At 67.9% G+C, this 25,142-nt stretch carries 18 protein-coding genes; 11 read left to right on the forward strand and 7 right to left on the reverse strand.

All coding sequences use genetic code 11. The annotated features are described in order from the left end of the window. Positions 1–184 (reverse strand): hypothetical protein (locus tag ASJ79_RS14085; RefSeq protein ID WP_156448441.1); only part of this gene is annotated, 184 nt, incomplete at its 3' end. A gap of 5 nt (positions 185–189) precedes the next feature. After that, a complete protein-coding gene (locus ASJ79_RS14090) occupies positions 190–1,218 on the reverse strand; it encodes an iron ABC transporter substrate-binding protein (RefSeq protein WP_067956136.1) in 1,029 nt (342 codons plus the stop codon). A gap of 309 nt (positions 1,219–1,527) precedes the next feature. Here ASJ79_RS14090 and ASJ79_RS14095 point away from each other — a divergent pair, with 309 nt between their 5' ends. The 6 genes from ASJ79_RS14095 to ASJ79_RS14120 all read left to right on the forward strand — a co-directional run bounded on the left by ASJ79_RS14095 (position 1,528) and on the right by ASJ79_RS14120 (position 10,447). After that, positions 1,528–2,883: a hemolysin family protein gene (locus ASJ79_RS14095; protein WP_067956137.1), complete on the forward strand. Its 1,356-nt coding sequence runs from the start codon at positions 1,528–1,530 to the stop codon at positions 2,881–2,883. Next, positions 2,876–3,937, forward strand: a complete 1,062-nt coding sequence (locus tag ASJ79_RS14100; RefSeq protein ID WP_067956148.1) for a hemolysin family protein — start codon at positions 2,876–2,878, stop codon at positions 3,935–3,937. Before ASJ79_RS14095 ends, ASJ79_RS14100 begins: the two co-directional genes overlap by 8 nt. Next, positions 3,915–4,808 (forward strand): 3-methyladenine DNA glycosylase, encoded by an 894-nt coding sequence (locus ASJ79_RS14105; RefSeq protein WP_067956149.1) that lies wholly within the window; start codon positions 3,915–3,917, stop codon positions 4,806–4,808. Before ASJ79_RS14100 ends, ASJ79_RS14105 begins: the two co-directional genes overlap by 23 nt. A gap of 79 nt (positions 4,809–4,887) precedes the next feature. Further along, positions 4,888–7,089: a malate synthase G gene (locus tag ASJ79_RS14110; RefSeq protein WP_067956150.1), complete on the forward strand. Its 2,202-nt coding sequence runs from the start codon at positions 4,888–4,890 to the stop codon at positions 7,087–7,089. 67 nt (positions 7,090–7,156) lie between these two features. Beyond that, positions 7,157–9,013, forward strand: coding sequence for a hypothetical protein (locus tag ASJ79_RS14115; RefSeq protein WP_067956151.1), 1,857 nt, complete (start codon positions 7,157–7,159; stop codon positions 9,011–9,013). A 243-nt stretch (positions 9,014–9,256) separates the two neighbouring features. Further along, a complete protein-coding gene (locus tag ASJ79_RS14120; protein ID WP_067956153.1) occupies positions 9,257–10,447 on the forward strand; it encodes an alkane 1-monooxygenase in 1,191 nt (396 codons plus the stop codon). On the opposite strand, the gene ASJ79_RS14125 is transcribed toward ASJ79_RS14120, so the two are convergent. Beyond that, on the reverse strand, positions 10,427–11,284 hold the full coding sequence (locus ASJ79_RS14125) for an SDR family oxidoreductase (protein WP_067956154.1): 858 nt from the start codon (positions 11,282–11,284) through the stop codon (positions 10,427–10,429). The genes ASJ79_RS14120 and ASJ79_RS14125 overlap by 21 nt on opposite strands. 31 nt (positions 11,285–11,315) lie before the next feature. Further along, positions 11,316–12,503, reverse strand: coding sequence for a PE-PPE domain-containing protein (locus ASJ79_RS14130; protein ID WP_231750844.1), 1,188 nt, complete (start codon positions 12,501–12,503; stop codon positions 11,316–11,318). Positions 12,504–13,347: 844 nt separating this feature from the next. On the opposite strand from ASJ79_RS14130, the gene ASJ79_RS14135 reads away from it, so the two are divergent. From ASJ79_RS14135 to ASJ79_RS14155, 5 genes are all read left to right on the forward strand, one after another. Beyond that, positions 13,348–14,676, forward strand: coding sequence for a PE-PPE domain-containing protein (locus ASJ79_RS14135; RefSeq protein ID WP_067956156.1), 1,329 nt, complete (start codon positions 13,348–13,350; stop codon positions 14,674–14,676). 167 nt (positions 14,677–14,843) lie between these two features. Next, positions 14,844–16,322 (forward strand): flavin-containing monooxygenase, encoded by a 1,479-nt coding sequence (locus ASJ79_RS14140; protein ID WP_369803672.1) that lies wholly within the window; start codon positions 14,844–14,846, stop codon positions 16,320–16,322. 59 nt (positions 16,323–16,381) lie between these two features. Beyond that, on the forward strand, positions 16,382–17,047 hold the full coding sequence (locus ASJ79_RS14145) for a cutinase family protein (RefSeq protein WP_067956158.1): 666 nt from the start codon (positions 16,382–16,384) through the stop codon (positions 17,045–17,047). A 193-nt stretch (positions 17,048–17,240) separates the two neighbouring features. Continuing rightward, positions 17,241–18,461: a PE-PPE domain-containing protein gene (locus ASJ79_RS14150; RefSeq protein ID WP_156448442.1), complete on the forward strand. Its 1,221-nt coding sequence runs from the start codon at positions 17,241–17,243 to the stop codon at positions 18,459–18,461. Between the two features lie 44 nt (positions 18,462–18,505). Beyond that, the gene (locus tag ASJ79_RS14155) at positions 18,506–19,333 is read left to right on the forward strand and encodes a class I SAM-dependent methyltransferase (protein ID WP_231750845.1); all 828 of its coding nucleotides are present in this window, start codon (positions 18,506–18,508) and stop codon (positions 19,331–19,333) included. Here the strand turns inward: ASJ79_RS14155 and ASJ79_RS14160 are convergent. Genes ASJ79_RS14160 through ASJ79_RS14170 form a run of 3 tightly spaced genes read right to left on the reverse strand, consistent with a single transcriptional unit; the run spans position 19,330 to position 24,589 of the window. After that, positions 19,330–20,694 (reverse strand): cytochrome P450, encoded by a 1,365-nt coding sequence (locus ASJ79_RS14160; protein WP_067956164.1) that lies wholly within the window; start codon positions 20,692–20,694, stop codon positions 19,330–19,332. The two genes, ASJ79_RS14155 and ASJ79_RS14160, sit on opposite strands and share 4 nt — an antisense overlap. A gap of 36 nt (positions 20,695–20,730) precedes the next feature. Next, positions 20,731–22,215 carry an NAD(P)/FAD-dependent oxidoreductase gene (locus ASJ79_RS14165; protein WP_082753833.1) on the reverse strand — a complete coding sequence of 495 codons (1,485 nt, stop codon included), beginning with the start codon at positions 22,213–22,215 and terminating at the stop codon, positions 20,731–20,733. A 34-nt stretch (positions 22,216–22,249) separates the two neighbouring features. Further along, positions 22,250–24,589 carry a PE-PPE domain-containing protein gene (locus ASJ79_RS14170; protein ID WP_067956167.1) on the reverse strand — a complete coding sequence of 780 codons (2,340 nt, stop codon included), beginning with the start codon at positions 24,587–24,589 and terminating at the stop codon, positions 22,250–22,252. Positions 24,590–25,142 lie beyond the last annotated feature (553 nt).

Genomic DNA, 25,142 nt, shown 5'->3' on the forward strand with positions numbered 1-25,142 from the left:
GACCCAGACCCGCGCAGACGAATCCCCACAGCACGACGCCGGCGCCGCCCCATGGCTGGGCCGCCGTACCGCCCGTCGCGGCCAGTGCGGCGGTCTGATCGACGACACCCTCCAGTTCGTCGTGCAGCAGCAGCGACGCCGGCGGACGGCTGCGGGCCGGCCGGGCCGGTGCGGTGACCGCCACCGGGCTCAGTTCGTCAGCAGACCGGTGTCGACCAGCAGCTCCTGCGTCGTCTCGATGTCGTCGAGTTGCGAGAGGTCAACCGCCGGCGGCTGCAGGTCGGCCAGCGGGGGCATCTCCGCCGACGGGGCCACCGACGCGATGAGCGGGTACTCGGCCGTTTCCTGCGCGAAATACTCCTGGGCCGACTCGCCGACCAGATACGCGGCGAACTGCTGAGCCCCGTCGGCGTTCGGCGCTGCCTTGAGGACACCGACCCCGGCGACGTTGATCAGGCCGCCCGGATCCCCCGGGGCCATGAACTTGTTCTCGGCCACCACGGCGTCGGGACCCTTGGAGTGGATCAGCTCGTAGAGGTAGTAGTGGTTGACCAGGCCCAGCGGGATCTGACCGGAATCCACCGCGTCGCGCACCGCGACGTTGTTCTCGAAGGCCTGCGGGTCCTGGTCCTTGAACGCCCGCAGCCACTGCTCGGCGCCGTCGTCGCCACGCACCACCCGCAGTCCGGTGACGAACGCCTGCCAGGACGCGTTGCTCGGCGCGAACCCGATCTTGCCCTTCCACTCCGGGGCCAGCAGCCCGTCGATCGTGTCCGGAGGGGTGGGCGCCAGCGTCGGGTTGTAGACCACGACGCGGGCACGCCCGGACACGCCCACCCACGTGCCGTCCGCTGCGGAGTACTGCTCGGGCACGGCCCCCAGTGTGTCGGGATTGATCGGCGCGAAAAGGCCGGCCTTGGAGACCGCGCCCAGCGCGCCGGCGTCCTGGGACAGGAACACGTCGGCCGGTGACTTGTCCCCCTCGGTGATCAGCTGGGCGGCCAGTTCACCGGAGCCGGCGTACCTGGTCTCGACCTCGATGCCGGTGTCGGTGGTGAACTGCTCGATCAGCGGTGCGATCAGCTCCTCGCTACGACCCGAATAGACGACGATCTTGTCGGCGCTGTCGGTTTGGGTCTCCGCACCGCATCCGCTGAACGCGAGCGCGGCGGCCACGGCTCCGACCGCAGCGGTCAGCCGGGTGAACGAGATCGACATTAGGTTCGCCTTTCCTTGCCAGTTTGAAAGAAAGTACCATCCGTGGTATTTAGAGCGGCTAACCAGTAGCCGTCGTCTGCGTGCAGCGGGATTCCGCTAACATGTGTTGACATTCAGCCGAATTCGCGCAACGCACCACCGCGCGTCCGCCATTTGAGACGAAAGGGACCAGGTGCCGCAGGCACTGGATGGAGGTCCATCCGAGCCGGCCATACACACCGGACGGCCCGACCTCGAGCCCTGTGAGGCGGAGCCGTCCTCTAGTGGGCCGGGTCCTGAACCCGGCTGCCGGACTTCGGGGGCATCCCGATGAACCCCGCCACCACCGTGCTCTCGCTGCTGGCGTTCGCGCTGCTCACCGCTGGGACCGCGGTCTTCGTCGCCGCCGAGTTCTCGCTGACCGCGCTGGAGCGCAGCACCGTCGAGGCCAACGTCCGCGACGGTGACCGCCGCGACCAGATGGTGCAGCGCGCCCACCGCACACTGTCGACGCAACTGTCCGGAGCGCAGGTCGGCATCTCGATCACCACGCTGGCCACCGGGTTCCTGGCCGAACCCGTGGTCGCGAGGCTCATCCAGCCGGGACTGTCCGCCGTCGGCCTCCCCGACCGGTTCGTCACCGGTCTGGCGTTGGCGCTGGCCATCCTGATCGCGACGTCGATCTCGATGGTGTTCGGTGAGCTCGTCCCGAAGAATCTCGCGGTGGCCCGCCCGGTTCCGACCGCGCGATGGTCGGCGCCGTTGCAGCTGATGTTCTCGTTCCTGGCCACACCGCTGATCCGGCTGACCAACGGCTCCGCGAACTGGATCCTGCGGCGCCTGGGCATCGAACCGGCCGAGGAACTGCGCTCCGCGCGTTCGCCCCAGGAACTGGTCTCCCTCGTACGGTCGTCGGCCGAGAGTGGATCGCTGGATCCGGTCACCGCGGTGCTGGTGGACCGCTCGCTGCAGTTCGGGGACCGCTCCGCCGAGGAGCTGATGACGCCGAGGTCCAAGATCGACACCCTCGACGCCGACGACACCGTCGTCGACCTGAGCGAGGCCGCGATCAGGACCGGCCACTCCCGGTTCCCCGTCATCCGCGGCGACCTCGACGAGACCATCGGTGTGGTGCACGTCAAGCAGGTGTTCGCCGTCCCGGCCGCCGCGCGTGCGACCACCAAGCTGGCCGTGCTGGCCCAGGCGGTCACGAAGGTGCCGTCCACCCTGGACGGCGACGCGGTGATGTCGGAGGTGCGCGCCAACGGCCTGCAGACCGCGCTGGTGGTCGACGAGTACGGCGGCACCGCGGGCATGGTGACGGTCGAGGACCTGATCGAGGAGATCGTCGGCGACGTCCGCGACGAGCACGACGACGAGCCGCCCGACGTGGTCCAGGCCGGTCGCGGGTGGCAGGTTTCGGCCCTGCTGCGCATCGACGAGGTCGCCGAGGGCACCGCGTTCCGCGCACCCGAAGGCGACTACGAGACGATCGGCGGTCTGGTGCTGGAGAAGCTCGGCCACATCCCGGTGGAAGGCGAATCGGTGGAGCTGACCGCGTTCGACCCGGACGGTTCGCTGGAGGACCCGGTGCGCTGGCTCGCCACGGTGGTGAAGATGGACGGCCGCCGGATCGACCAGCTGCGCCTCACCGAACTGGGCCGCAAGGGGGCCGCGGATGGGTGACATCTTCGGGGTGCTGCTGACCTTCGTGCTGCTGGCGGCCAATGCGTTCTTCGTGGCTTCGGAGTTCTCGCTGATCTCCGCACGCCGGGACCGGCTGGAGGCGCTGGCCGAGCAGGGCAAGCGCAGCGCGGTCACCGTGATCCGGGCCGGCGAGCACCTGTCGCTGATGCTGGCGGGTTCCCAGCTCGGCATCACGATCTGCTCCATCCTGCTGGGCCGGGTCGCCGAACCCGCGGTGGCGCACCTGCTGGAGAAGCCGTTCGGGCTCGTCGGCATCCCGGACGCGGTGCTGCACACGGTGTCGTTCCTGGTGGCGCTCACGGTCGTGGTGACGTTGCACGTGCTGCTCGGCGAGATGGTGCCGAAGAACATCGCGATCGCCGGCCCCGAGTCCACCGCGATGCTGCTGATCCCGGTGTACCTGGTCTACATGCGGCTGGCGCGGCCGTTCATCGCGTTCTACAACTGGTGCGCGAACTCGACGCTGCGCCTGTTCGGCGTCGAACCCAGGGACGAACTGGACGTGACCGTGTCCACGGTCGAACTGTCCGAGATGATCGCCGAGTCGCTGTCCGAGGGCCTGCTCGATCCCGAGGAGCACACCCGGCTCACCCGGGCGCTGCAGATCCGCAACCGGGTGGTCGACGACGTCGCGATGCCGTTGCACGAGATCCGCGCCGTACCGGTCGCCGGCGAGGGCGCGGGCCCGACCGTCGGCGCGCTGGAGCAGGCGTTGAAGGAGACCGGATACTCACGCTTCCCGGTGGCCGGCCCCGAAGGTGTCTTCATCGGCTATCTGCACATCAAGGACGTCCTGCCGCTGGTCAACGGGGACTCCGGCAGCACCTCGGTGATCGAGATGTCGATGGTCCGGCCGCTGCCGAAGGTGCCGGCGTCGTTGCCGCTCCCCGATGCGCTGACCCGGCTGCGACGCACCAACAGCCACCTGGCACTGGTCACCGCCGCCGACGGCACGGCCATCGCGATGGTGGCGCTGGAGGATCTGGTCGAGGATCTGGTGGGGACCGTCCGTGACAGCACGCACCGCATCTGAGTCCCGACTGTCCGAGGCCGACTGGCTCGAGCGCGCGGCCCGGCACGCCCGGCGCGCCGACGTGATCCTCGAGCCGCACCTGCAGCGCCGTCGCACCGGACAGCCCCATCCGGTCTACGACTTCCTGTTCACGTACTACAGCCTGCGTCCGCGCCGGCTGCGGGTGTGGCATCCCGGATACGGTGCGGTGCTGGAAGGGCCTGCGGCCGCCCGGTACCTGGACCGGTCCGGCTACGTGCGCGACGACGACGGCGGTGTGACCGTCGGACGCGACCATCTCCACAACCGCCTGGGCACTGTGACCTTCATCGCCGGCCTGCTGCGGGCCACCGCGTCGCGGCCGGCCCGGTTCAACTGCTTCGGACTGCACGAATGGGCGATGGTCTACCGCGCTTCGGCGGTGCGCCACGACCGGGTGCCGCTGCGCCTGGGCGCGGCCGGCACCGATGCGGTGGTCGAGTCGATGCCGTTGCGCTGCAGCCACTTCGACGCCTACCGGTTCTTCACCGAGCCAGCCGCCGGTCGCAATGTCCAACACCTGACCCGGGATTCACAGATCGCCACCGAGCAGCCGGGATGCGTGCACGCCGGCATGGATCTGTACAAGTGGGCCGTCAAGCTGGGCCCGTTGGTCGAGTCGGGTCTGGTGCTGGACTGCCTCGAGCTCGCGCTGGAGGCCCGGGTGCTCGACATGCGGGCCAGCCCCTACGATCTGCGCTCGTACGGCTTCGACCCGATCGAGGTCGAGACCCCGGGCGGCAGAGGCGAATACGCGCGCGCACAGGAGGCGATCAGTGCGCGGGCGGCGCCGCTGCGGTCCCGGCTGCTGGACCGCTGCATGACCCTGCAGCACAGCGCCACCGGCGAATAGCGCTGTTACCGGTGGGTAAGCTGGATCGACGACAGTGCAAACGGCGTGACGCAAGCCCGCGTCGAGCGAGGGAGGAATCATGACCGATCGCGTGACGGTGGGTAACCTGCGCGTCGCCCCGGTGTTGTACGACTTCATCAACCACGAGGCGCTGCCCGGCACCGGGATCGACCCGGACACCTTCTGGTCCGGTGTCGACAAGGTCGTCGCCGACCTGACCCCGAAGAACCTGGAGCTGCTGGCCCGCCGCGACGATCTGCAGGCGCAGATCGACCGCTGGCACCGCGCCCGGGTGATCGGCGGTTTCGAACCCGAGGACTACAAGCAGTTCCTCACCGAGATCGGTTATCTCGAGCCCGAACCGGGCGACTTCACGATCACCACCGCCGGGGTCGACGACGAGATCACCACCACCGCCGGTCCGCAGCTGGTGGTGCCGATCCTGAACGCGCGCTTCGCGCTGAACGCCGCCAACGCCCGCTGGGGCTCGCTGTACGACGCGCTGTACGGCACCGACGTCATCTCCGAGGAGGGCGGCGCCGAACCCGGCACGTCCTACAACCCGGTGCGCGGCGACAAGGTGATCGCCTACGCCCGTAAGTTCCTCGACGAGGCGGCCCCGCTCGCCACGGGATCGTGGTCGGACATCACCGGGCTCAAGCTCGAGGACGGCGCGCTGGCCGCGACGCTGGACGACGGCTCGTCGGTGGCCCTCGGCGACCCCGGGCAGTTCGTCGGTTACCTCGGCGAGCCCGATGCGCCCACCGCGGTGCTGCTGGCCAACAACGGGCTGCACGTCGAGATCCTGGTCGACGCCGACTCCCCCATCGGCTCGACCGACAAGGCCGGCATCAAGGACGTGGTGCTGGAGTCCGCGATCACCACGATCATGGACTTCGAGGACTCCGTGGCGGCCGTCGACGCCGACGACAAGGTGCTGGGCTACCGCAACTGGCTCGGCCTGAACCGCGGAGACCTCGCCGAGGAGGTCAGCAAGGCCGGCAAGACGTTCACCCGCGTGCTCAACCAGGACCGCACCTTCACGCGCCCGGACGGGGGCGAGCTCACGCTGCCCGGCCGCAGCCTGCTGTTCGTCCGCAACGTCGGCCACCTGATGACCAACGACGCGATCGTCTTCGACGACGACGGCAAGGACGGCGCCGAGGTCCCCGAGGGCATCCAGGACGCGCTGTTCACCAGCCTGATCGGCATCCACGGGCTGCGCACCGGCGACCGGAACGGGCCACTGGTCAACAGCCGTACCGGGTCCATCTACATCGTGAAGCCGAAGATGCACGGCCCCGACGAGGTCGCGTTCACCTGTGAGCTGTTCAGCCGCGTCGAGGACGTCCTCGGCCTGCCGCAGAACACGATCAAGGTCGGCATCATGGACGAAGAACGGCGCACCACCCTCAACCTGAAGGCCTGCATCAAGGCCGCCGCCGACCGCGTGGTGTTCATCAACACCGGCTTCCTGGACCGCACCGGCGACGAGATCCACACCTCGATGGAGGCCGGGCCGATGATCCGCAAGGGCGCGATGAAGGCAACCGACTGGATCGCCGCCTACGAGAACCAGAACGTCGACATCGGCTTGGAGACCGGACTGTCCGGCAGGGCCCAGATCGGCAAGGGCATGTGGGCGATGACCGACCTGATGGCCGACATGGTCGAACAGAAGATCGGTCAGCCGAAGGCCGGCGCGACGACGGCGTGGGTGCCGTCGCCGACCGCGGCCACCCTGCACGCGATGCACTACCACCAGGTCGACGTGTTCGCGGTGCAGAAGGAACTGGCCGGTGAGCGCCGCAGCACCATCGACCAGCTCCTGACCATCCCGCTGGCCAGGGAACTGGCGTGGGCCCCGGAGGAGATCCGCGAGGAGGTCGACAACAACTGCCAGTCGATCCTCGGCTACGTGGTGCGCTGGATCGACGCGGGCGTGGGCTGCTCGAAGGTCCCGGACATCCACGACGTCGCACTGATGGAGGACCGCGCCACGCTGCGCATCTCCAGTCAGCTGCTGGCCAACTGGCTGCGCCACGGCGTGATCACCGAGGAGGACGTCAAATCCAGCCTGCGGCGGATGGCCGCGGTGGTCGACGAGCAGAACGCCAAGGACCCCGACTTCCGGCCCATGGCGACGGATCCGGACAACAGCATCGCGTTCCAGGCCGCACAGGAACTGATCCTGGCCGGCGCCGAACAGCCCAACGGCTACACCGAGCCGATCCTGCATCGCCGGCGCAGGGAGTACAAGGCGGCTAGTAACGTTGGCTGACGCAGAACAGGACCCACCCACCGGTCGACGAACGAGGACGTAAGCAGCGTGTGCAGCGAAGGCAGGCATGGGCCGGCATAGCCTCCCCGATCCGGACGAGTCGCGCGACGAGCCCGGTCGGCCCGTAGAGGGTGAGGCGGCGTCGCCGCGCGCCGGTGTGCAGCACAGCGGAGACTGGGAAGGCGGCGAGTGGACAGGTAGTCACCGCGCGGTGACCCCTGGCCGGCGCGGTGTGAGCGTCAGCGTCATCGTCGCGCTCGTCGCTGTCGTCGTCGTGGTCGGAGCGGTCATCCTGTGGCGCTTCGTCGGCGACGCCCTGTCCGGCCGCTCCGACGCCGCGGCCGCGCGGTGCGTCGAGGGTGAGGTCGCCGTGGCCGTCGTCGCGGATCCCGCGATCGCCGAACCGGTCGGCGCGCTCGCCGAACGCTACAACGAGACCGCCGCGCCCGTCGGGGACCGCTGCGTCAAGGTCGGCGTGAAATCCGCCGACTCCGGCCAGGTGGTCAACGGTTTCGCGCAAGAGTGGCCCGCCGATCTGGGTGAGCGCCCCGCTCTGTGGATTCCGGCCAGCTCGGTGTCGGCGGCGCGTCTGGAGGCCGCGACGGGCGCCCAGACCGTCAGCGACAGCCGTTCGCTGGTCACCTCACCCGTCGTGCTCGCCGTCGCGCCGCAGCTCAAAGATGCTCTCGCCGACCAGAATTGGGCCTCACTACCGAGGCTTCAGAGTGAGCCGGCCGCGCTGGACGGCCTCGGTCTGCGCGGGTGGGGCGGGCTGCGCCTGGCCTTGCCCCTCGGTGAGGACAGCGACGCGTCCTACCTGGCCGCCGAGGCGATCGCCGCCGCGGCCGCACCGTCGGGGGCGTCGGCCGGCTCGGGCCTGGGTGCTGTCAGCACGGTGATGGCGCGCGCCCCCGAACTGGCCGACGGCAATGCCGGCACGGCTCTCGATGCGCTCGTCGACGCGGCGGATCCGGCCGCGGCGCCCGTACACGCGGTGGCGACCACCGAGCAGCGGGTGTTCCAGCGCGCCGCGTCGCTGCCCGACGCCGAGGACAAACTGGCCGCCTGGATCCCGCCGGGCCCCACCGCGACCGCCGACTTCCCGACCGTGCTGCTGGCCGGCGACTGGCTGTCTCAGGAGCAGGTGGCCGCGGCCAGCGAGTTCGCGCGGTTCATGCGCAAACCCGAACAGCTCGCCGACCTGGCCAACGCCGGGTTCCGCGTCGAGGGCGCCGCGCCGCCGGCCAGTGACGTCGTCGAATTCGCGCCGGTGTCCGCCCCGCTGGAGATCGGCGACCCCGCGCTGCGGACCACGATCGCCGAGACGCTGAGCTCGCCGGTGCAGAGCCCGACGGTCACCGTGATGCTCGACCAGTCGATGCCGACCGACGAGGGCGGCGCCTCACGCCTCCGCAACGTCGTGGACACGCTCAAGGCCCGCATCGAGGTGCTCCCGCCCGATTCCGGGGTGGGATTGTGGACCTTCGACGGGGTGCGGGGACGCTCGGAGGTCAGCGTCGGACCGCTGTCCGACCAGGTCGACGGCACCCCCCGCACGGCCGCGCTGACGGCGGCGCTGGACTCGCAGAACCCGTCCGGAGGCGGCGCGGTGTCGTTCACCACGCTGCGGCTGGTCTACACCGAAGCAACGACGAATTTCCGTGAGGGACAGAAGAACTCAGTCCTCGTCATCACTGCCGGGCCGCACACCGACCAGTCGCTCGGCCCGGTCGGGTTGCAGGACTACATCCGCGGCGCGTTCAACCCGGACCGCCCGGTGGCGGTGAACATCATCGACTTCGGTGACGACGCCGACCGGCCCACCTGGGAGTCCGTCGCGCAGATCACCGGGGGCAGCTACCAGAACCTCGGTTCCTCGGACTCCCCCGAACTCGCGGCCGCGATCTCGTCGATGCTGTCCTGACACCTCCGCCGGACCCCTTTGCTGCCCGGAAGTGTCGCGCTCACCGCGGGACAGACCCGCGCGCTGACCTGACCAGGTGGCCAGCAACCGGTATTCTAAGGCGGCCCGACCGCGTGCCGAGGGCTTGCTTCGCTGCGGCGATTGCCCTTGGCTAGCTCCAATGGTATGACCGCGTTATCGAATCGCCGCCTGACCCTGGCAAGATCAAAGGACCGTTCGGCTAAGAGGGGGAATCTTCCGACGATGCCGATCCTGCAGCGCTCACGGGTAGACAGGGGCTTGGCGCCCGAGGTTGCTCCAGGATGGCGCGACCGCAAACGTCACGTCTGGCTGCTGGGTCTGGTGATACCCACGCTGGTCCCGTTGTCCTGGGCCGCGGTGGCGGTCACCGGCTGGGGCGTGTTCTGGTGGTCCGGGCCGGCGATGATGATGCTCGTGATCCCGGTGCTGGACTATCTCGTGGGTCCCGACGCCGACAATCCGCCCGACAGCGCACTGGCCCGCCTGGAGAGCGACCGCTTCTACCAGTGGGCGATCTACCTGTACCTCCCGGCCCAGTACCTGTCCCTGGTGCTGGCCTGCTGGCTGTGGGTCGGCGGCGGCGGGGTCACGATGAGCCTGCTCGACAAGGTCGGGCTGTTGCTCACCATCGGCGGTATCGCCGGTGTCGCGATCAACATCGCCCATGAGCTGGGGCATCAACGGGCGCGGTCGGAGCGGTGGCTGAGCAAGGTCGCGCTGGCCCAGTCGGGCTACGGGCACTTCTTCGTCGAGCACAACCGCGGCCATCACGCCCGCGTCGCCACTCCCGAGGATCCGGCGAGCTCGCGCCTGGGCGAGGGTCTGTACGCGTTTCTGTGCCGGTCGATCTCGGGCAGCCTGCGCTCCGCGTGGTCGATCGAGCGGCGCAGGCTGGCCCGGCGCGGGAAGTCGGCGTGGACGTTGCGCAACGACGCCGTGAACTCGTGGGTCATCACCGCGGTGCTGTTCACGGCGCTGGTCGCGGTGTTCGGGCTCACCGTCCTGCCGTGGCTGCTCGCCCAGGCGGTGATCGGCATCTGTCTGCTCGAGTCGATCAACTACCTCGAGCACTACGGTCTGCGGCGGCAGCGCCGTCCCGACGGCAGCTACGAGCAGGTCCGTCCCTCGCACAGCTGGAACAGCAACTCGGTGATCTCCAACGTCTTCCTGTTCCACCTGCAGCGACACTCCGACCACCATGCGAATCCGCAGCGGCGCTATCAGGCGTTGTGCCATGCCGACGAGGCGCCCCAGCTGCCGTCCGGGTACGCCACGATGGTGCTGCTGGCGATCGTCCCGCCGTTGTGGCGGCGGGTGATGGACCGGCGGGTGGTGGCGCACTACGGCGGCGACGTCCGCCTGGCGGCGCTGAGCCCGCGCCGGGAGCGGGCGCTACTGCGGCGGTACGGCTGACTGCACCTCGCGGGTGCGTTTGAGCGCGACGGCGGCGGTGCGCATGGACAGCGCGGGCGAGAGCCGCTCCAGGTACCACAGTGCTTTCCACCACCGCGGCACCACGATGATCGCCTCGTTGCGGAGCACGGCGCGCAGCGCCTTGTCGGCGAAGTCACCGGCGTCCATCGGGCGCAGTGCCTCGCCGAGCTTGACCAGGTCCTCGCGGCTGACGCTCTTGTTGCGGCCGTAGGCGCCCCCGGCCAGGATCGGGGTGCGCACCACACCGGGACACAGCACGGACACCCGCACCCCGCGCGTGGCGGCCTCCACCCGCATGGTCTTCGACAGCGCCACCACCGCGTGCTTGGTCGCCGAGTAACCGGCCTGTGCGGACGTGGTGACGAGCCCGGCCATCGACGCGGTGTTGACGATGTGGCCACTGCCCTGCCGGATCATGACCGGATAGGCGGCCTGCACACCGTGGATCACCCCGCGCAGGTTCACGTCGATGATGTCGGTCCAGTCGTCGAGGGTGAGGGTGTCGACCTCGCCGCCGATGCCGATGCCGGCGTTGTTGAACAGGTAGTCGATCCGTCCGGCGGTGTCGACCATCGCGCCGATGGCATCGCTGAACGCGGCCGCGTCACGGACGTCGAGCTCGACCGCGTGCACCTGCGCACCCGATGCACGCAGTTGCTGCGCCAGCTGTTCGGCGGCCTCGTACTGCCGGTCCGCGATCCACACCCGGGCGCCTGCGCCGGTGAGTCTGGCGGTGATCGCGGCACCGATGCCTGATGCGCCGCCGGTGATGAAGGCGGTCTTCCCGGACAGTCGCGCTGCGTCTACGGATGCCACCCGGGAAGGATAGCGGCCCGGCGGGACGGCCCTAGGCTTCGCTGCCCTCGTCGGACGGGCCCGAGCTGTCGTCGGAGCCGGAGTCACCGTCGTCCGCCGGGTCTGCCGTGGCCTCGGTGTCGTCGTGAGTGCCGCCGTCGTCGGTGCTGCCGTCGTACAGCTCGGCCTCGGCCTCGGCTTCTTCGACGGCCTCGACTTCGGCCTTCTCGCCGGCGTCGGTGACCTCGGTGTCGTCGGTACCGTCGTCCTCGGCCACGGTTTCGGAGGTCTGGTCACCCTCGGGGACCTCCTCGACGTCCTCGGTGACGCCCTCGTCGGTGATCTCGTCGCCGGCCGTCGCGGTGCTGACGGCGGTGCGTGCCGACCCCTGCCGCCCCAGCAGCGTCTGCAGCGTCTCGTCGCCCTCTTCCCCCTGCGGTTCCTTGCCTTCGAGCCAGGTGCGGTCATAGGCCCGGTCGATGATCTCCCGCAGCGGCGCCTCCCAGTCGTCGACCAGCCAGCCCAGACCGAAATCGCGGAACCCCTGCAACAACGGCAGATTCGAGGTCGGCACGTGCACGTACGTGGTGTTGCCCTCCGTCCACACGATGTTGTCCGGATCGTCGAGGTCGACGTCGCCGTAGGCCATGTGGACGTGGTCGAAGGCCGCGATCGCGTTTGCCAGGGCCAGCAGGTTGAACGGGTTGGCCGGGAAGTCGGCGATCGGGTCGTACTCACGGGCGACGTCGACGACGGCATAGTCGGTGTCGGTGGGGGTCAGAAGTCTGTCGCCGTACCACCAGCCGTTGAGGCCGCCGTACTTGCGGCCGCCGTTGCCGATCAGCACGAACGACAGATCGTCCGGCGACGGCGCGGCAAGGCCTTCCTCATGGTCGCTGCCGTGGTCGCGCAGCCATACCGACGCCACCCGGGCGCCGCCGCTGAAGGCGTACACGATCGTGTCCTCGGGGCCCGACGACACGTCGCTGATCGCGCGATCGAGTGCGCGCACGTTCTGGGTGACGCCGAACTCGATCGTCCCGAGCGGAAGGATCCACTGGTAGTCGACCGCGCGGCACACCTTGGGTTCCGCGCACAGTTCGCCGCCGAGATTGTCATCCATCGCCCAGGGCGTGGGGCCGTGATGCAGCACGGTGGCCGGGCCGTCCGGGACCAACTGGGCGGTGGCTACGGAACCACCGAACGCCAGCGGGAGCGCAGCAAACGGAACCGCAGCCACAGTCAGCGCAGCTTTCGTCGCTCGATTCATTGGATGTCCCTCCCTCGTGGTCCACGGGGTGCCACGCTTCGCCGGCCGGGCGACGCGCGTGAGCGCAGAGCCACCGGCGGACCACCTGCCGTCAGACCGAACGGACGTTACCGCAGTCCGGGAGCGTCGGCGACCACTGCAGCAAACTTGATCTTGAAACATTTCCGACAGCTCCTGTCCAGAGCGCACAAAGTGGCGTTGAGCTGGTGTTTTCCGGCCCACAAAGCGCCTCGTCCGAGGCGGGAACATTGGCCGCCGAGCCGGGCTCGCCACGGGCGCCGGCCCTTTGCCGGGCCCGAAGCCCATACAGCGGCCGGCGAACCCGCGGTGGCGCTCCCGTTATCACAAGATGAACAACGGGTCCAACTGCGAGCCCCGGTCGGGGCAGAGGGGTTCGCGCCCGTGCCCATGTGCTGTCAGCGATGGTACAGACCAACAAATTTTTTTTGCTCCGGTGTGTCCAGCTATGTCAAAGAAGCCATTATTAACGTGCTAAAAAATAATGAACTACAGCGGCGTGATCTTGGCTGGGAGCGGCGCCAGCCGACAGATCGAGGAATAGAATAGCGAGTTCAGACCGGTATCGCAGCGATCGATCCAGTGTGTGAACTTTTCCCTGGTATTGCCGAATTGGTCAGCGTCAACAGGTCGAAAATGACGACAAATTGCAGTCAGCAATAGTAACCAACTTCGCTACAACTGCGTCAATTAGAAATATGCGAATTTTGCTGCACAAAGTTTGACGGTGGCGCAATATGCTCTTGTCGCGCCGGAGACGGCGGATCACGTCATAGCTACACATCGGGGAGATTACATGCGTAAGGGCTTTCGTAAGGCGGGCGCGGCGGCCGGCGCTGCCTTTGCCTCAGCCGCGCTGGCGCTGGCCACCGCCACGCCGGGGCTGAGCAGTCCGTCGGGCCTCGTCGTCGGCGGGCTGGCAACACCGTCGATGCATGATCTCGTGATGGCTCAGATCCTGAAGGACGAGCTGCACGGGATGGAACGTGTCAGCATTCACTGGCCAGCGGAAGCGGCGCCCTACACCGGCGACGACTACACCCTCGGCGAGTCGATCAGCATCGGGATCACCAACCTCAACGCGGCGATCGACACCGCGGTCGGCAAGCTCGAGCGGGACGCCGACGGCAATCTCCTTCCCCAGGAGCAGGTCAAGATTGTCGGCCTGTCGGCGGGCTCGCTCGTCGTGACCGAGATGCTGCGCCTCCTGGCGGAGGACCCGAATGCACCGAGCGCCGATGAACTGACCTTCATCGTGGTCGCCGACTCCAGTCGTCAGACGCTGATCAACAAGGCCCGCTACAACAGCAGGTACGACTACACCTATCAGCCCGCACCGGACTCGCAGTACGACGTCAAGGTCGTCACCGGCGAGTACGACGGCATGGCCGACTTCCCCGACCGCTGGTGGAACCTCCTCGCGGTCGCCAATGCGATCGCCGGCGGCATCTTCGTCCACGTGCCGATGATGTTCGCCGACCTCAAGGACGAGTACATCACCGGCGTCGACGTCAACGACCTGGGCGGCACGACGACCAACTACCTGGTGCCCACGGCCAAGCTGCCGCTGGTCCAGCTGCTGCCGTTCCTCGCGTCGATCGAAGCCGAGCTCAAGGAGGCGGTCGACAGGGGCTACAGCCGCAACGACGTCGTCGACACCAGCGCGGCGCGCATCGTGAGCGCTTCGTCGGTGGACGAGGAACCCGCGCTCGACGAGGCCGCGGCCGACGTCGAGAGCGAGGCCCCGGCCGACGTCGAGGGCGGGGCCCCGGCCGACGTCGAAGAGGACGCCGCGGAGGTCAGCGAGCCCGCGGAGACGACCGAGGGTGACGACACGACGGAGCAGGGCGGTGCCAAGGAGGACGACGTCGAGGACGTCGACCCCGTCGACGAGGACACCGAAACAGGGTCGAACACCGACGAGGCCGAGGCTGAGGCCGAAGCCGAGGCTGAGGCCAACGAGGACGCCGATGCGGCGGACTCGGCCGAGTCCGCGAAGGACGACGAAGCCGCAGAGTCCGAGGACACCGGGTCCGGGGACTCCGCGGACTCCGATGACTCCGATTCGTCGGAGGACGCGTCGTCCGACGGATCTGGGTCGTCTGACTCCGGCTCCTCGGAGTAGCCTCCCCGAAACTCGAGGCCGCCGACGTCTCTGACGCCCGCCCGGAGCCCCGGCACATGCCGGGGCTCCGTGGTGTGCGGGGTACGACCGACAAGCGCCACCGACCTGAGCAGCCTAAGATCTCAGTGGTCGGGGGCTTGATTTGCTGTGAGGTAGCGTTGATGGCCATGGATGCGCAATACGACGCGATCGTCGTAGGAGCTGGTTTCGGCGGCATGGGTGCCGCGATCCAGCTCAAGAAGATGGGGTACGACAACATCCTGATCGTCGACCGCGAGGACGATCTGGGCGGAACGTGGCACGTCAACCACTACCCGGGCCTGGCCGTCGACATCCCGTCCGCGACGTACTCCTACTGGTTCGAACCCAATCCGCACTGGTCACGGCTCTACGCGCCGGGCAGTGAACTCAAGGCCTACGCCGAGCACGTTGCCGACAAGTACGACGTCCGCCGGCACATGCGGTTCAACAGCCCGGTCGACGGCGCCCGGTGGGACGAGGACGCCAAGCATTGGCAGGTGACGCTGTCCGACGGTGAGACGCTGACATCACGGTTCCTGATCACCGCCACCGGTTACCTGTCGCAGCCCCGCACCCCGGACATCCCCGGTATCGAGGACTTCGCCGGGCGCATCGTGCACAGCATGGACTGGGACGACGACTACTCCCCCGCCGGAGAGCGCATCGGGCTGATCGGCACGGGCGCCACCGCGGTGCAGTTGATCCCCGAACTGTCCGAGTCGGCCGCCGAACTCACGGTGTATCAACGCACACCCATCCATGTGGTGCCGAAGTTCGACTTCCCGATTCCGGTGCTGCTGCGCCGGCTGTTTGCCCGCATCCCACTGCTGCAGCGCGCGTTCCGGTTCACCACCGACGCGAATCTCGAAGTCATGATGATCCTGTCGGTGCTGAACTACAAGTACTTCCGTCAGCTCAACGTCGGCGCCTCGTATCTGTCGCAGGCGTTGCGGTTCGTGTCGATCCGGGACAAGGAGCTGCGCGCCAAGCTGACGCCGGACTACGACTTCGGCTGCAAGCGGCCGACGTACTCGAACTCCTACTACCGCACCCTGGCCAAACCGCACGTGCACCTGCAGACGTCGGGCATCGAGCGGGTGGAGGCCGACGGCATCGTCGCGTGCGACGGCACCAAGACCGAGATCGACACCCTGGTGCTGTGCACCGGGTTCGACATCTGGGAAGCCAACATCCCGGCGATCGAGGTCATCGGCCGCGATGCGCGCAACCTCGGAAAGTGGTGGCGAGACAACGGGTTCAAGTCCTACCAGGGCGTCACGATCCCCGCGTTCCCGAACTTCCTGAGCCTGGCGGGTCCCTACGCCACGAGCGGGTTGTCCTACTTCAACACGATGGAATACCAGATGCGCCACATGGACCGGCTCTTCGGTGAGCTCAAGCGGCGCAACGCGACGGCGTTCGAGGTCACCGACGAGGCCACCGACCGGTTCAGCGAGCGGATGTCGAATCTGTTGGGCAAGACGGTGTTCCGGCGGGGCGACTGTTCGCGCTCACGGTCCTACTACTTCAGCCCGAGTGGAGAGACGCTCGTGCGCCCGGCATCGACCAACCAGACCAACCGCGAGAACGACACCTTCCCGCTCACCGACTACGTCTTCGCCTGAACGCGCTGCTCAGACGTGGTTTCGCCAGAGCACTCACAGCGATGTGCCAGGATGGATACATGCAGGTGAGGCGCGTTCTCGGCACAGTCGGTGCGGCGGTCACGATTTCGGCCGCGATGCTGCACTCCGGGGCCGCCGCCCCGGCAGCGTCGGCGGACCCGTGCCCGGACATCGAAGTGATCTTCGCCCGCGGCACCGGCGCCGAACCCGGTCTCGGATTCGTCGGTGACGCCTTCGTCGGCTCCTTGCGGAACAAGGTCGGCGACCAGACGGTGGGTGCCTACGCGGTGAACTATCCCGCGGGTTTCGACTTCGACAAGTCGGCGCCCCTCGGCGCCGCCGACGCCGCGGGCCGTGTCCAGTGGATGGCCGACAACTGTCCGGAGACCAAGCTGGTTCTGGGCGGCATGTCACAGGGCGCCGGCGTCATCGACCTGATCACCGTCGATCCGCGCCCCCTCGGCCGTTTCACCCCCACCCCGATGCCGCCCCATGTCGCCGACCACGTGGCCGCAGTCGCGGTATTCGGAAACCCGTTGCGCGACATCCGCGGTGGCGGCCCGCTACCCGCGATGAGCGGCGTCTACGGACCGAAGTCGATCGACCTGTGCAGCCTCGACGACCCGTTCTGTTCCCGCGGTTTCAACCTGCCCGCCCACTTCGCCTACGTCGACAACGGCATGGTCGAGGAGGCGGCGAACTTCGTCGCGGGCCGCGTCCGGTAAGCCCTGGCTTTCCTCGTTAGCCAGCAAACGAAGTTCGGGTTTGGCGACCACTCTTCGCGGTTACTCCTGCTGGGCCGAACAGTCGGTTGACACGAATCCGAGATGGTGCCGCCAAATGCGCGTGACGACGCTGTGACACGCGTACGCTGACGTCCAGTAGCAAACGTGCGGCACGTTAGTGCTGGGGGGAACCATGACGAAGGCCACCACGAGGGGCAGGAAGCGACAGCGCACGTGGCTTGGCGTGGTGGCCGCGGCGAGCGCCCCGCTGATCGCGCTGCCTGTTGTCGGTTCGGTTCCATACGCCGAAGCCGAGTTCTCTTTTCTGCCTGACAAAGCGCGGGTGCTGACGCTGAGTCTGCTGCCCGGCGGCAACGACGACGACCTACGTGGTGAGGTGTGCAGCGCCCAGCGCGAGTGTTCGTCGGTGCCCTACCCGTACCTGCTCCGCACGCACGGGGTGAGTCTGCTCGACACCGCGCTGAGGCAGCCGATGCCCGATCCTGAGCAATCGCGCCAGATCGTCTTCGGATACAGCCAGGGCGCGCGGGTGGCGGTGAACTGGATCGAGGAGTACGGCGGCACCGAGGGCGCTCCCGGTCCGGAGGACCTCAGTTTCGTTCTCATCGGCAATCCCACCCGCAAACACGGTGGTGCGCACGTCGGCTGGGGGGAGGCGGTTCCGGAGACCGACTACGAGGTGCTCGACGTGGCCCGCCAGTACGACCTGGCCGCCGACTTCCCGGACAAGCTGCATCTGCTCGCGCTGGCCAATGTGTTCGCCGGTTTCGCGTTCGTCCACGCCGATTACGAGGACGTCGACCTCCACGATCCGGCCAATTACGTGTGGACGGAAGGCAAGACGACCTATGTCTTCGTCCCGACCGAGAATCTGCCCCTGCTCGAGCCGTTGCGCTGGGTCGGGCTGACCGGGCTCGCCGACGCGCTGAACGGGCCACTGAAAGAGATCGTCGAGTCTGCCTACGACAGGTCCTACCTGCCGGCCCGGCCCGGGATGCCGGCCGAACCCGAGCCCGAACCGGAACCCGAAGAGCCGCCGACGGAACCCGAGCCCGAACCCGAAGAGCCGCCGACGGATCCGGAGCCCGAGGACGGCAGCGAAACGGCACAGCTCGTATCCGTCGATGACGACCCGAAGGACGACGCGAAGGACGTTGAAGAAAACCTCGGGTCCGCACTCGCGGGGCAGCCCGACGAGGAGCTCGTCGACGAGCCTGCCGAGGAGTCCGAGCAGGAGTCCACCGAGGAAGAGACCGAGGAAGAGTCTGCCGAGGAGGCCGAGCAGGAGTCCACCGAGGAAGCGCCGGAGGACGAAGCGCCCGACGACGACGAGCAGGAGTCCGGTGCGGACCAGGATTCGTCCTCCGACGGCGGGCCGAGCGGCGACGAGTAGTCGCCGGTTGACCACCGGGTCGGTGGATGTGCTTGGGTGGCGGTATGGACGTCAGCGGCCTCACCCCCATCGAACAGACCGCGTTGCTCACCGAGTACTGCCGGGCGCTGGACAGCAGAGCCGCCCGTCCGATCCTCGGTGATCGTCACGCCGAGGTGACCGTCGGCGAGATCGACTACGACTTCACCACTCTGGCCGCCACCCCCAGCGTCGTACCGCTGGTGGCGCTGCGGGCCAAGATGCTCGACGAGCGCATCCGCAGCTTCATCACCGAGCATCCCGACGCGGTCGTCGTCGATCTCGGTGCGGGGTTCAACAGTGCGGTGCTGCGTGTGGACCCCCCTCCCACGGTCGACTGGTACAGCGTCGACCTGCCCGCCGTGATCGCGGTGCGGCAAGCCCTGTTGCCCGCCCACGACCGGGACCGGGCGGTGCCGGCCTCACTGCTCGAACCGGATTGGGCCGAGGCGATACCGGCCGACCGGCCCACGATGGCCTTCGCCGACGGGCTGGTGGCCTTTCTCGACGAGGCGGACGTGATCGCGATACTGCGCCGCATCACCGGCCATTTCGCTTGCGGTGTCATCGCTTTCAACGACTACGGGCCGGTGAGCAAGCTCAACCGCCTCGTGGGCAAGGTGGCCACAGTCAGCAAGACGAACTCACCCCACAACCAGTGGAACTTCCCCGGGTTCAAGGACGCCCGGCGTCCCGAGGCGTGGAACCCCGACCTCACCCTGCTGGAGGAGGCCAGCGTCATGCGACGGCCCGAGACCGCGCTGTTTCCGGCCGGTCTGCGCCTGGCCGGCCGCCTGTCGCACCGGGTGCCGGCGATCGCGCGCAAGGCACGGATCCTGCAGTACCGCTTCTAGTTGGTGTCGGCCACCGACACCGAATCGGTGTCCCGGGGCGCGGTGTGCTTACGCCGGTGCACGACAAGTCGACCGTTGCGCGCGGGCGTGACGGTGACACCGCGGCTGTGCGGCTTCTCGTCGGGTTCGGTGGTGGGCTCGATCGTGAACTCGCGCAGCATCGCGCGCAGGGTCACTTCCATCTCCATCGTCGCGAACGACGCGCCGATGCAGCGCATCATGCCTCCGCCGAACGGGATCCAGGCGAACGGGTTCGGAGCCTTGCCCAGGAACCGGTCCGGGTCGAACTTCTCGGCGTCGGGGAAGCTCGACTCGGCGGCCATCGCCAGTTGGGTGCTGGCCAGGATCGTGTCTCCCTCGGGAATAACCCACTCCCCCAACTGGATCCGCGTTCTGGCTCGGCGCAGTGCGGCGGTCAGCACGGGGCGGGTGCGCTGTGATTCGGCGATGGTCGCGAGCAGCAGCTCGTTACCGCCGGCGTCCACCTCCTCGGTGAGCCTCACCAGCAGCTCCGGGTGGCGGCGGATCCGTTCGACGGTCCAGGCCAGTTGCGTGGACGTGGTCTCGTGCCCGGCGACCAGCATGGTGAGCAGCTCGTCGAGGATGTAGGAGTCCGGCATCGGCGAGCCGTCGTCGTAGCGGGCCTGCAGCAGCAGCGACAGTACGTCGTTGCGCTCGGTGAAGTTCGGATCCGCACGCGCGTCGTCGAGCAGCGAGTTCAGCAGCTCGTCCATCCGCTTCCGGTAGCCGGCGAACTTGCCGCCGGGGCTCCACGGCCCGAAGTCGCGCCGCACGATGGACGGCATCAGCGCGATCTTGGAACCGAATTCGACGGCCTTGGGCATCAGCACGCGCAGTTCGTCGAGCTGCGCGCCTTCGGCGCCGAACACGGCACGCAGGATCGTGTTCAGGGTGATGCGCATCATCGGCTCGAGGGTCTCGAACTCCACCCCCTCGGGCCAGGTCCGGATCTCGCGGACCGCCTCTTCCTCGGTGATGCTCGCGTAGCCGCGCATGCTCTTGCCGTTGAACGGCGGCAACAGCAGCTTGCGGCGCGCCTGCAGCTCGTCGCCTTCGAGGTTGAAGATCGAACCGGGGCCGAGCACGTCGCCGCCGAGGTTGTTCTGCGGCCGGCCCACCAGATCGCGGTGCGTGCTGAACAGATCCTTGACCAGCACCGGGTCGCTGATCACCACGGTCTCACCGAACACCGGGATGTTCAGCGTGAACGTCGGGCCGTACTTGCGGCCCAACGCGGCGATCGCGCCGTAGCGCTGCGTCAGTACGGCCGCGCCCTGGATGAGCTTCGGAATCCGCGGGCCCGGCGGAAGCCGCACTGGATCGGTGGTGGCCGTCGCCATGTCGTCACCCCTTACCTCTGGTGAGCTAGTGAATTATCAGGCTATCGCGTAGTCGCTGAGCGGGAATCTCTCCTGCTCCTTGACCGCCTGACGGATGGACGTCGGCCGGAACAGCGGCGCCTCGCCGTTGCTGTTGAACCAGTACGACCGGGAATTCCTGCAGTCGCCCAGCCGGAACACCGAATCGTCGAGCAGCGTCAGCATCCGCTCGAGGAAGCGGGCGTTGGCCTCGTCGGTGACCTCGAACGTCCGGCCACCCCTGCGCTGCAGCTCGCCGAACAGCCGCTTCATGTGGCGCATCTGGTATTCGACGGTGTCGAACCAGGACATGCCCACCCACGCGTACGGGCTGGCCTGGGTCACCAGGTTCGGGAACATCGGCACCGTTATGCCCTCGTAGGCTTGGAATCGGTTCTCCCGCCACCACTTTCCGAGATCGCGGCCCTCCCGGCCGATCACCTCGATCGCGGGCAGGTTCGACTCCCACACATCGAAACCGGTGGCCAGCACCAGTGTGTCGATCACGCGCTTGGTGCCGTCCTTGGCGACGATGCCGTCCGGTTCGATCCGCTCGATGCCACCGGTTTCCAGATGCACGTGCGGTTTGGTGAACGTGCGGTAGTAGACGTTCGACAGCGTGGGCCGCTTGCAGCCGAAGTCGTAGTTCGGCGTCAGCTTGCGGCGCAGCTCCTTGTCGCGGATCGCCAGGAACCGGTGCAGCGTCCCGATTTTGGCGGCGGCGGTGTTGATCGGCCGCAGCTGACGGAACTTCCACATCGCCAACGTGGTCATGATGTCCATGAACATGTCGCTGGAGAGCCGTACAAAGCGTTGTGTCGCAGGGAATTTCGCGAAGATTCGTTGCGTCCTCGGCCCGAACGACAGGTCGAACTTCGGCATCACCCAGATCGGTGTGCGCTGGTAGACCGTCAGGTCGGCGACGTCCTCGGCCAGCTTCGGGATCAACTGCACACCGGTGGAACCGGTACCGATGATCGCAGCGCGCTTACCCCGCAGCGAGTAGTCGTCGTCCCATTCCTGGGCGTGCAGCACCGTGCCGGCGAAGGTGTCGATGCCGGGGATGTCCGGCTTCTTCGGCTGGCACAGGTAGCCCGTCGCGAGGACCAGGAACTGTGCGTGCAGGGTCTGGCCCCCGGACAGGGACACCAGCCACTGCCGGTTCTCCTCGTCCCACCTGGCGCCTTCGACCACGGTGTTGAACCGCATGTACCGGCGCAGGTCGTACTTGTCGGCGACGTGCTCGGCGTAGCTCTTCAGTTCCTCGCCGGGCGCGTAGAGCCGGGACCAGTACGGATTGGGCTCGAACCAGTACGAATAGGTGGTGGACGGGACGTCAACCGTCAGGCCTGGATAACGGTTGACGTGCCACGTCCCACCTAGGTCGTCCTCGCGGTCGAGGATCGCGAGGTTGCGGTAACCCAGCTGGTTGAGCTGGATCGCCGCGCCCATTCCACCGAACCCTGCTCCGACGATGACGGCGTCAAGCTGCTCCGTACTCACTCAGGCGATACTACGGTCAATGGTGCGGGCTTTCCTATTCGCCGGAGTCCGAGCCGCCGCTGCTCGCGCCGGCGCTCTCCTTGTCCGAACCGCTGTCCGAGTCGGAGTCAGAACCCTTGTCCTGTGACTCCTTCGGGGCGTCGGTGTCGGCCTTGCGGTGCTTCCCACCGGTCGAGGGCTTCTCGGAGTCCTCGACCTCGGCACGCTTGTCGTCCTCGGCCTCGTCCTCGTCCTCGGGCTCGGTGACCTTGTCCTCGTCACCCTCGTCACCCTCGTCGAGGCCCTCGTCGACACCGGTCTCGGGCTTCGGCTCGGCCGGGGTGCCGGCTTCGGGCTTGCCCTCGTCCTCGGCCACCGGCGCCTCGTCGGTCACCTCGTCGGCAGGCTGCTCCTGCCCGGCGTCGTCGCCCGACGTCTCGTCGACGGGGGCTTCCTCTTCCTCCTGCGGCGCGAGCTTGAACTTCTCGAGCAGGTCGTTGACCGCGGAGGACACGACGTCCTCGTCCTCGACCTCGGTGCCCTCCTCGGTCGAGGAGACCAGCAGCGCGGCGTCCCCGCCGGAGTCCTCGGTGGTCTCCGGGGCCTCGGGAGCCTCGGTGTCCTGTTCCTCGCTGCTCGGCGGCAGGATGCCGTCGCCAGGCGTCGGATCCTCCGGATGCTCCGGATCGCAGGACGGGCACAGCAACTTCACGAACGGCTTGAGGAACGGCGTCACCATCGTGTACGGGTAGCCCTTCCACAGGAAGCTGCCGGGCACGAACGGGTTGAAGTCCAGCCAGACCGCCTTGGTGAAGCGGACCACCGACTCGACGACCTCGGTCAGCGTGATCGGCTCCGGCCGGTTCTGCTCCGGCGGAGCGAACAGGTAGTTGAGCGTGTTGTACACCGGATCCCACGGGTTCAGCTGCACGTGCTCACCGGACCACGGCACCGGCTCGCCTTCCTGACCCGGGATCTCCTCGCCGGCCTGGCCCTCTTCCTCGCTGACGGGATTGTTCAGCTCGGGCATCGTGTAGCCGGCGATCAGGTCCCAGAGCGGCGCCAGGAACATCTTGCCCAGGATGCCCTCGGCGTCCTGGCAGGTCGGCGGCGCGGTACCGGTGCAACCGGCGTTCATCGGCAGGTTGGCCTTGGCCCACCAGGACACGTGCTCACCCAGCGCGTTGGACAACGGCTTGAACGGGATCAGCAGGTTGGTGACCGCGGTGATCTTCGGCGGGTCGGCCGGGTCGTAGCCCAGCACGTTGGTGGGTGTGTACACCCACCAGCTGCCGGTGACCTCCAGCGCGTGGGACAGGTCGTTGAGGCCGTCGAGGTAGGCCCGCGGCACGCTGATCAACGCGTTGAACAGGTTGGGCAGCACGTTCTGCCATGCCGGGTTGGCCAGGTTGGGCGCGGTGATCGGGGTGTAGGACTGCTCCTTGTGGATGTCGCACCCGTCGGTGTTGTAACCGGAGCAGGCCTCACCGGGACCGGTCGGGATCGTTGCGGCGACAGGCTGCACCGGAGTGCTCGAGTTGCCGGTGTCGCCGTCGGCGTCCTCACCGATGATCTCGGCGTCTGCCAGGTACTCCCGGTCGTAGGCCCGGTCGATGATCTCGCGCAGCGGCGCTTCCCACTGGTCGGCCACCGCCCCGAGGCCCCAGGAGCGCAACCCCTGCAGCAGCGGCAGCTGTGCGGTCGGAATGTAGACGTAGGTGGTGTTGCCCTCGGTCCAGACATAGTTGCCCGGCGCGTTGAGGTCCGCCTCGGTGTAGTTCATGTGCACGTTGCCGAACGCGGAGATCGCGTTCGCCAGCGCCAGCAGGTTGAACGGGTTGTCCGGGAAGTCGGCGATCGGGTCGTACTGGCGGGCGACGTCGAGCACGGAGAACTGGGTGTCAGTGGGCGTCATCAGGGAATCGCCGTAGCCGCCCCACCAGCCGTTGATGCCCCCGTACTTGCGTCCGCCGTTGCCGAGCAGCACCATCGACAACTCGTCGGGGGAGATCGCGGTGGCGTCCGCGTAGTCCTCCAGCCACTTCGAGACCACCCGCGCCCCGCCGCTGAACCCGTAGGCGACCTTGTCGCCGTCGGTGGTGTTCAGCGCGTAGTTCATCGTCTTGACGTTCTCGGCGAGCCCGGGCTCGAAGGTGCCGAACGGCAGCACCCACTGGTAGTAGACCTCGCGGCACTCCCGCTCCAGTTCGCAGATGATGCCGCCGAGGTTGGTCGGCGTCGACCACGGAGTCGGGCCGGTGTGAAGAACGGTGGCCGGGCCCGGGGGTAGCTCCGCGGCCGCAGCGCCGGCCGTGGGGAGCGGTCCGGCAACGGTAAGCGGCAGCATCATGAACGGCAGTGCCGCCGTCAGCGCCGTCTTCGTCGCTCGATTCACTAACGTCCCTTTCCTGAGGTTTGGCGTGCTGCAGGCCCGTGCCGACCAAGCACCCCCCGGCCCCTCGACAAACCAGCGCCACCTGGGCAGTCGCGAGCGACATGCGTCGCACGTGAAGGCCACCTGGTGGCGTCGATCAGTCAAAGTTGCACGGTTGGCACGATCCCTGACGAAGGGAGAATACCCCAATGATCACGATTTGGTAGACCAATCAGCAAACCCTGTTGCGCGGCCGCCTGTGTTGCACGGGCCTCCGTCCGGCCGCGGGAGGTCTGTGCCGGCGCCGGAGCCGAGCGGCAGCGGTGTCTGATCCGGGTGAACCACCGGCGCCGGCGGATGCCGCGCACACCACGTCGCCGGGCGCGGACGCGGGGCGCCGGCGGCAGGATCCGATCTTCTCCGGAGAAGGCGGCGGCCGGGCCTGCGTGGCACCGGGCGCGCACCGGTGGGCTCCCAGCCGATTCACAGCTCGTCGTAAGTCCGGTGAGGCATACGGTAATAGCACTGGCGGGCAACGGCTTTCGAGACGCAGCGGTGGGTGCGCCGGACCGGG

Origin of the sequence: Mycobacterium sp. NAZ190054 (genome assembly GCF_001545925.1) — a bacterium.
Taxonomy (GTDB): domain Bacteria; phylum Actinomycetota; class Actinomycetes; order Mycobacteriales; family Mycobacteriaceae; genus Mycobacterium.